Origin of the sequence: Streptomyces sp. NPDC005794 (assembly GCF_042871445.1) — a bacterium.
Classification (GTDB): Bacteria; Actinomycetota; Actinomycetes; order Streptomycetales; family Streptomycetaceae; genus Streptomyces.
Map to the genome: position 1 here is coordinate 90,726 of NZ_JBIAIN010000029.1, position 6,605 is coordinate 97,330.

The window sequence follows — 6,605 nt, forward strand, 5'->3', positions numbered from 1 at the left end:
CACCCGTGGCCGGGGCGGTACGTAGCATGGCGGCGTGGAGACCACGGACGAGTACACGTACGCGCCAGGCGTCGAGATCGAGACGCTCACCGCATTCGACCAGGCAGTCGCGGCCGGAACACTCGCCGGTCACCGCGTCCAGGCCGTCGACCTGACGGACCGGAGCGACGCGCTGCTCACGACCGGCACCCAGGGCGCCGTCTTCCTCGGCTGCCGCATGGCGCCCCGCGCCGAGGCGAAGATACGCGCGGACGGGGCGTTCGTCTTCCCGCCGGTGCCCGGCCTCCCCTTCGACCCGTACCGCGGGCTGCTGTACACCCCGGACGCCCTGTATGAGGGCCTGGTGGAGGGCGGTTACGAGTCGACGCCCGACGCGCGGGCATACGACTGGTTCCAGCTGACCAAGTCGAACGGCGACGTCTTCGCCTCGATGCTGCGGGCACTCCATGACGACGCGGTGTCCGACGCCCTGGACGAACACCTCGTCGGGGCCCGGGTGGTGGGCGTGATGGGCGGCCACGCGATGGCCCGCGGCTCCGCGGAGTACCACGGCGCGGCCGTGCTCGGCCGGGAGCTGACCCGCAGCGGTCTGACCGTGGCGACGGGCGGTGGCCCGGGTGCCATGGAGGCGGCCAACCTCGGTGCCTACGCGGCTCCGCACTCCGACGCGATGCTGGTCAAGGCCTGTGAACTCCTGGCCGCGGAACCGTCGTTCAGCCCGTCGATCACTGCCTGGGTGAGGGCCGCCTTCTCCGTACGGGAACGCTGGCCGGACGGCGGTTCCTCGGTCGCGATCCCCACGTGGTTCTACGGCCACGAGCCGCCGAACGCCTTCGCGGACCACGTCGCCAAGTACTTCGCAAACGCCGTGCGCGAGGACGGCCTGCTGGCCCGCTCGACCGCCGGTGTGATCTTCCTGCCCGGTGCCGCCGGGACCGTGCAGGAGATCTTCGACAACGCGACGCCGAACTACTACGAGTCGCGTTCCGCGCCCACCCCGATGGTCCTGGTGAACCGCGCGCACTGGACGGAGAAGCTGCCCGCCTGGCCGCTGCTGAGCGCACTCGCGGCGGGCAGGCCGATGGAGTCCCGCATCGCGCTCGTCGACACGGTGGAGGAGGCGGCCGGGGCTCTCGCCCGGCTGACGGACTGAACCCGCCGGCCCGCTCGGCGGGCCGGACTCCGGAGCACTCAGGCCGGGGGAAGGACCACCGTCTCGTCCGGGTCGAACGTCACTCCCACGACGGCTCCCTCGTCCGGGGTGTCCCGCAGACCGCACTCCGCTTCCAGCGCCGGTCCGTCGCCGGGGTGCAGGGTGACGGTGACCTGGTGGCCGCGGAAGGTGCGTACGCCCACGGTGCAGCGCAGGCCGTCCTTCGGGCTGCCGATCCGGACGCCGCCGGGCCGCACGAGCAGTTCGCCGTCGCCCTGGGGCGATCCCTCGGGCACCGGCACCTTGCCCCAGGCGGTGTCGGCGGCCGTACCGGTGACCGTGGCGTCCACCAGGTTGTCGAAGCCGAGGAAGCGGGCGACGAAGGCGGACGCGGGGTGCTGCCACACCTCCAGCGGGGTGCCCGCCTGGGCGATCCGGCCGTCCCTCATGACCACGACCCGGTCGGCGAGGGCGAAGGCCTCGCTCTGGTCGTGGGTGACGGCGAGCACCGTGGTGCCCAGCCGGCCGAAGAGGGTGCGCAGCTCGACGACGAGCCGTTCGCGCAGGCTCCGGTCCAGCTGGCCGAGCGGTTCGTCCAGCATCAGCAGCTTCGGGCGCGGCGCCAGGGCGCGGGCGAGGGCCACCCGCTGCTGTTCGCCGCCGGACAGCGCGGCGACGGCCCGTCGGCCCGCCCCGGGCAGGCCGACGAGGTCGAGGAGTTCACCGGCCCTGCGGTCGCGCTCGGCGCGGGAGACACCGTGCATCCGCAGGCCGAAGGCGACATTCGCGCCGACGTCCCGGTGCGGGAACAGCTGGTGGTCCTGGAACATCAGGCCGAGCCCGCGCCGGTGCACGGGCAGCGGAGCCTGGTCGACACCGTCCAGGAACACCCGTCCGCCGTCCAGCTGCTGCAGCCCGGCCACGGCCCGCAACAGCGTCGACTTGCCGCTGCCGCTCGGCCCCAGCACACAGACGATCTCGTGGTCCGCGACCTCCAGGTCCACCGCGTCCAACGCGGTCCGCTTCCCGAAGCGGACCGTGGCGGACTCCACTGCCAGCATCTCTAGAACTCCCCGGATCGGTCGGTGCGGATACGTTCGAGCAGGAGCAGTGACACCGCGCAGACGAGCATCAGAATCGTGCTGAGGGCCATCGCCTGGCCGTAGTTGAGCTCTCCCGACCGTCCGAGCAGCCTGGCGACGGCGACCGGCAGGGTGGGGTTGTCGGGGCGCGCGATGAACACGGTCGCCCCGAACTCACCGAGCGACACGGCGAAGGCGAACCCGGTGGCCACCAGCACCGCCCGCCTCACCAGCGGGAGGTCGACCTCGCGCCAGGCCCGCAGCGGCGAGGCACCGAGCACCGCGGCGGCCTCGCGCAGGCGCTCGTCCACGGCGCGCAGGACGGGAAGCATGGTCCGTACGACGAAGGGGACGCCCACCAGCGCCTGCGCGAGCGGGACGAGGATCCAGGACGTACGCAGGTCGAGCGGCGGCTCGTCGAGCGTGATGAGGAAGCCGAAGCCGACGGTGACCGCCGACACCCCGAGCGGCAGCATCAGCAGGGCGTCGAAGCCCCGCACCAGCCTGCCCGCCCTCCTGGTCAGCGCGGCAGCCGCGAGGCCGCCGATCACGAGGGCGATCAGCGTCGCGACCAGTGCGTAGCGCAGGGAGTTCCCGATGGCGTCGAGCGGCGGGACCAGGAAGGTGGAGCCGTTGGCGTCGGCGGACCGGAGTGCCCGGTAGAAGCCGAATCCGTAGCCGCCGGAGGTGTCCAGGGACCGTTCCACCAGCACGCCGAGCGGGAGCAGAACGAGGACCAGCACGGTCAGCAGCACTCCGCCGAGCAGCGCCCTCTGCCCGGCCCCGCGGGGTGGCCGGGAGGTCTGCGCAGGGTCGACGAGCTTCAGGGCCGTCTCCCTGCGCCGTACGGTCCAGGCGTGCACGGCGAGGATCCCGCCGACCGCGGCGAACTGCACCAGGGTCAGCACGGCGGCCGTCGGCAGGTCGAGCAGCTGGGCGGTCTGCCGGTAGATCTCCACCTCCAGCGTGGAGTAGGCCGGACCGCCGAGGATCTGGACGACCCCGAAGGAGGTGAAGGTGAAGAGGAAGACCATCAGGGCCGCTGCGGCGACGGCCGGGGCCAGCGCGGGAAGGGTCACGCTCCGCCAGGCGGCGAGGCGGCCGGCCCCGAGCACCCGGGCGGCCTCCTCCTGGCGGGGGTCGAGCTGGGACCACAGGCCGCCGACGGTCCGTACGACGACCGCGTAGTTGAAGAAGACGTGGGCGAGGAGGATCGCCCACACCGTGGTGTCGAGCCGGACGCCCCACAGTTCGTCGAGGAACCCGCCGCGCCCCAGCAGTGCCAGGAACGCCGTACCCACGACGACGGTCGGCAGGACGAACGGCACGGTCACCACGGCCCGCAGCAGCTGCTTCCCTGGGAAGTCGAAGCGGGCGAAGACATAGGCGCCCGGCAGCGCGATCAGCAGGGTGAGCGCGGTCGAGGCGAGGGCCTGCCACGTGGTGAACCAGAGGACGTCGAGAATGTCCGCCCGGCTCAGCACCTCACCGATCCGGCCGAACTGCCAGTCACCGTCCGTCTTCAGCCCCCGGCCGACGATCGCGACGACCGGGTAGGCGAAGAACAGCGCGAAGAACGCGACGGGCACGGCCATGAGACCGAGCCGCACCGCGTTCCCCCCGCGCGGGGGCCGCGCGACTACTTCACGACGAGCGAGGACCACGACTGGACCCACTGCTCACGGTTCTTGGCGATCTTCTCCGGGGCCACGGTCGCCGGCTTGTCGACGGTCGCACCGAACTTCGTGAAGAGCTCAGGAAGCTTCGCGTCCTTCACCACCGGGTTCACGAACATGTTCAGCGGCATGTCCTCCTGGAACTGCTTACTGATCAGGAAGTCCAGCAGCGCCTTGCCGCCCGCCTCGTTCTTCGCGCCGTCCAGCAGACCGGCGAACTCGATCTGGCGGAAGCAGGTGCCGGTGGCGACACCGGTCGGGGCCTCGGTGGGCTGCGGATCGGCGTACAGCACCTCGACGGGCGGGCTGGAGGCGTACGAGACCACGAGCGGACGGTCGGCCTTGGCCTTCTTGCCGCCTGCGGAGCCGGAGAACTCCTCGTTGTACGCCTGCTCCCAGCCGTCGACGACCTTGACGCCGTTGCTCTTCAGCTGCTTCCAGTAGTCCCGGTAACCGGTCTCGCCGTAGGTGGCGACCGTGCCGAGGAGGAAGCCGAGGCCGGGCGACGAGGTCGCGGCGTTCTCGGTGACGAGGAGGTTCTTGTACGCGGGCTTCAGCAGGTCGTCGAAGGACTTCGGCGGGTCGAGCTTCTTGTCGGCGAAGTACTTCTTGTCGTAGTTGACGCAGATGTCGCCGGTGTCGACGGGCGTCACCCGGTGCTGCTCCGAGTCGAGCTGGGTGCCGGCCTCGACACGGTCCAGGCCCTTCGCCTCGTACGGCGTGAACAGACCGTGGTCCAGGGCCCGGGAGAGCAGCGTGTTGTCGGCGCCGAAGAACACGTCGCCCCGGGGGGAGCCCTTGGTCAGGATCTCCTGGTTGAGCGCGGCTCCGGCGTCACCGCTCTTGAGCACCTTGACCGTGTAGCCGGTCTCCTTCGTGAACGCCTTCAGTACGGCGTCCGAGGCGTTGAACGAGTCGTGGCTGACCAGGGTGACGGTCTTGGAACCGGCTCCCTCGCCACCGGAAGCCTTGTCGTCGGAACCGCCGCAGCCCGCGAGCGCGGTGACGCCGAGCGCGGCGGCGAGCGCCGTCGCCGCGTACTTCGTGGTGGTGTTCATGTGATTCCTCCTGGACGTGACCAGGAAGAGACGCGGCCCTGCCCGCTCGGTGAGCGGGCAGGGCGCAACAGCTTGAGTAAGGTCCGAACTTCCTACCCGGAATGACCCGGGCGAGGTTCAGAGGGTCTGCGGCCGACCTGTCCTCGGTGCCGCACTCTCAGCGCTGTGGCGCTCCCCTGTCGGAATATGAAGTTGATTTCCGGGCCAGGCTACACCGGCCGGATCACGCCGTACCGGCCGGATAGTGCCCGTCCGCCGGTATCTCCTCAGCGCTCGGAGGCCGCCAGCTGCCCGCAGGCCCCGTCGATCTCCTGGCCGCGGGTGTCCCGGACGGTGACCGGCACGCCATGGGCGGCGATCGCCTCGACGAACGCCTTCTCGTCCTCGGGCCGCGAGGCGGTCCACTTCGAGCCCGGGGTCGGGTTCAGCGGGATGAGGTTGACGTGTACCCGCTTGCCCTTGAGCAGCCGGCCGAGCCGGTCGCCCCGCCAGGCCTGGTCGTTGATGTCGCGGATCAGCGCGTACTCGATGGAGATGCGGCGGCCCGACTTCTCCGCGTACTCCCACGCGGCGTCCAGGACCTCACGGACCTTCCAGCGGGTGTTCACGGGGACGAGGGTGTCGCGCAGCTCGTCGTCGGGGGCGTGCAGCGAGACCGCGAGGCGGCACTTGAAGCCCTCGTCGGCGAAGCGGAGCATCGCCGGCACCAGGCCCACCGTGGACACGGTGATCCCACGCTGCGACAGCCCGAGGCCGTCCGGCTCCGGGTCCGTCAGCCGCCGGATCGCCCCGACCACGCGCTTGTAGTTGGCCAGCGGCTCGCCCATGCCCATGAAGACGATGTTGGACAGACGCGCGGGCCCGCCCGGGACCTCGCCGTCGCGAAGCGCGCGCATGCCGTCCACGATCTGGTGCACGATCTCGGCGGTCGACAGGTTGCGGTCGAGCCCCGCCTGTCCGGTGGCGCAGAACGGGCAGTTCATCCCGCAGCCGGCCTGCGACGAGATGCACATGGTCACCCGGTCCGGATACCGCATGAGGACGGACTCCACGAGAGTGCCGTCGTGCAGCTTCCAGAGCGTCTTACGGGTGGTGTCGTCGTCACAGCTGATGTGGCGCACGACCGACATGAGGTCGGGGAACATCGCCTCGGCGAGCTTGTCCCGCGACGCGGCCGGGATGTTGGTCCACTCCGCCGGGTCGTGCGCGTACCGCGTGAAGTAGTGCTGCGACAGCTGCTTGGCACGGAAGGGCTTCTCGCCGGTCGCGGCGACTGCTTCCTTGCGCTCGTCGGGGGTGAGGTCGGCGAGGTGCCGCGGCGGCCGCTTGGCTCCACGGGGCGCGACAAAGGTGAGTTCTCCGGGCTTAGGCATGGTTCATCCAGTGTCGCAGACACGCCGTGGTACTCATGTCCGCCGACCGCTCACGGCTCTGCTCCCGGCCTCCGCGGCCGGGACGGGACGGGTGGCAGTGACGGATCACACCCGTGAGCGCCGCCTCGCCCTCTCCGTAAACGTTGGTGGGGGGGGGGGGGCCCCCCCCCCCCCGCCCCCCCCAACAACAACCCCCCCCCCCCCCCCCCCCCCCCCCCAAACACCCCCCACCCCCCCCCCCCCCCCCCCGCGCGGGGGGGGCG

5 protein-coding genes and 1 riboswitch are annotated in these 6,605 nt (G+C 71.2%); of the genes, 1 reads left to right on the top strand and 4 read right to left on the bottom strand.

The genetic code is table 11. The features are described from left to right. Window positions 1–34: 34 nt before the first annotated feature. Window positions 35–1,153, top strand: a complete 1,119-nt coding sequence (locus tag ACFYQ5_RS33405; protein ID WP_389203076.1) for an LOG family protein — start codon at window positions 35–37, stop codon at window positions 1,151–1,153. Window positions 1,154–1,191: 38 nt separating this feature from the next. On the opposite strand, the gene ACFYQ5_RS33410 is transcribed toward ACFYQ5_RS33405, so the two are convergent. The 4 genes from ACFYQ5_RS33410 to rlmN all read right to left on the bottom strand — a co-directional run bounded on the left by ACFYQ5_RS33410 (window position 1,192) and on the right by rlmN (window position 6,342). After that, window positions 1,192–2,214, bottom strand: coding sequence for an ABC transporter ATP-binding protein (locus ACFYQ5_RS33410; RefSeq protein WP_389203078.1), 1,023 nt, complete (start codon window positions 2,212–2,214; stop codon window positions 1,192–1,194). A 2-nt stretch (window positions 2,215–2,216) separates the two neighbouring features. Then, the gene (locus ACFYQ5_RS33415; protein ID WP_389203079.1) at window positions 2,217–3,830 is read right to left on the bottom strand and encodes an ABC transporter permease; all 1,614 of its coding nucleotides are present in this window, start codon (window positions 3,828–3,830) and stop codon (window positions 2,217–2,219) included. Between the two features lie 44 nt (window positions 3,831–3,874). Beyond that, a complete protein-coding gene (locus ACFYQ5_RS33420; protein ID WP_389203081.1) occupies window positions 3,875–4,969 on the bottom strand; it encodes a thiamine ABC transporter substrate binding subunit in 1,095 nt (364 codons plus the stop codon). Between the two features lie 71 nt (window positions 4,970–5,040). Beyond that, window positions 5,041–5,157, bottom strand: a riboswitch (TPP riboswitch). Between the two features lie 78 nt (window positions 5,158–5,235). After that, window positions 5,236–6,342, bottom strand: coding sequence for a 23S rRNA (adenine(2503)-C(2))-methyltransferase RlmN (rlmN, locus tag ACFYQ5_RS33425; RefSeq protein WP_351276221.1), 1,107 nt, complete (start codon window positions 6,340–6,342; stop codon window positions 5,236–5,238). Window positions 6,343–6,605: the final 263 nt, after the last annotated feature.

Bases quoted from the DNA above. Each gene is read 5' to 3' on its own strand.
- ACFYQ5_RS33410 (WP_389203078.1), bottom strand. From the start codon at position 2,214: ATGCTGGCAGTGGAGTCCGCCACGGTCCGCTTCGGGAAGCGGACCGCG.
- rlmN (WP_351276221.1), bottom strand. From the start codon at position 6,342: ATGCCTAAGCCCGGAGAACTCACCTTTGTCGCGCCCCGTGGAGCCAAG.
- ACFYQ5_RS33420 (WP_389203081.1), bottom strand. From the start codon at position 4,969: ATGAACACCACCACGAAGTACGCGGCGACGGCGCTCGCCGCCGCGCTC.
- ACFYQ5_RS33415 (WP_389203079.1), bottom strand. From the start codon at position 3,830: ATGGCCGTGCCCGTCGCGTTCTTCGCGCTGTTCTTCGCCTACCCGGTC.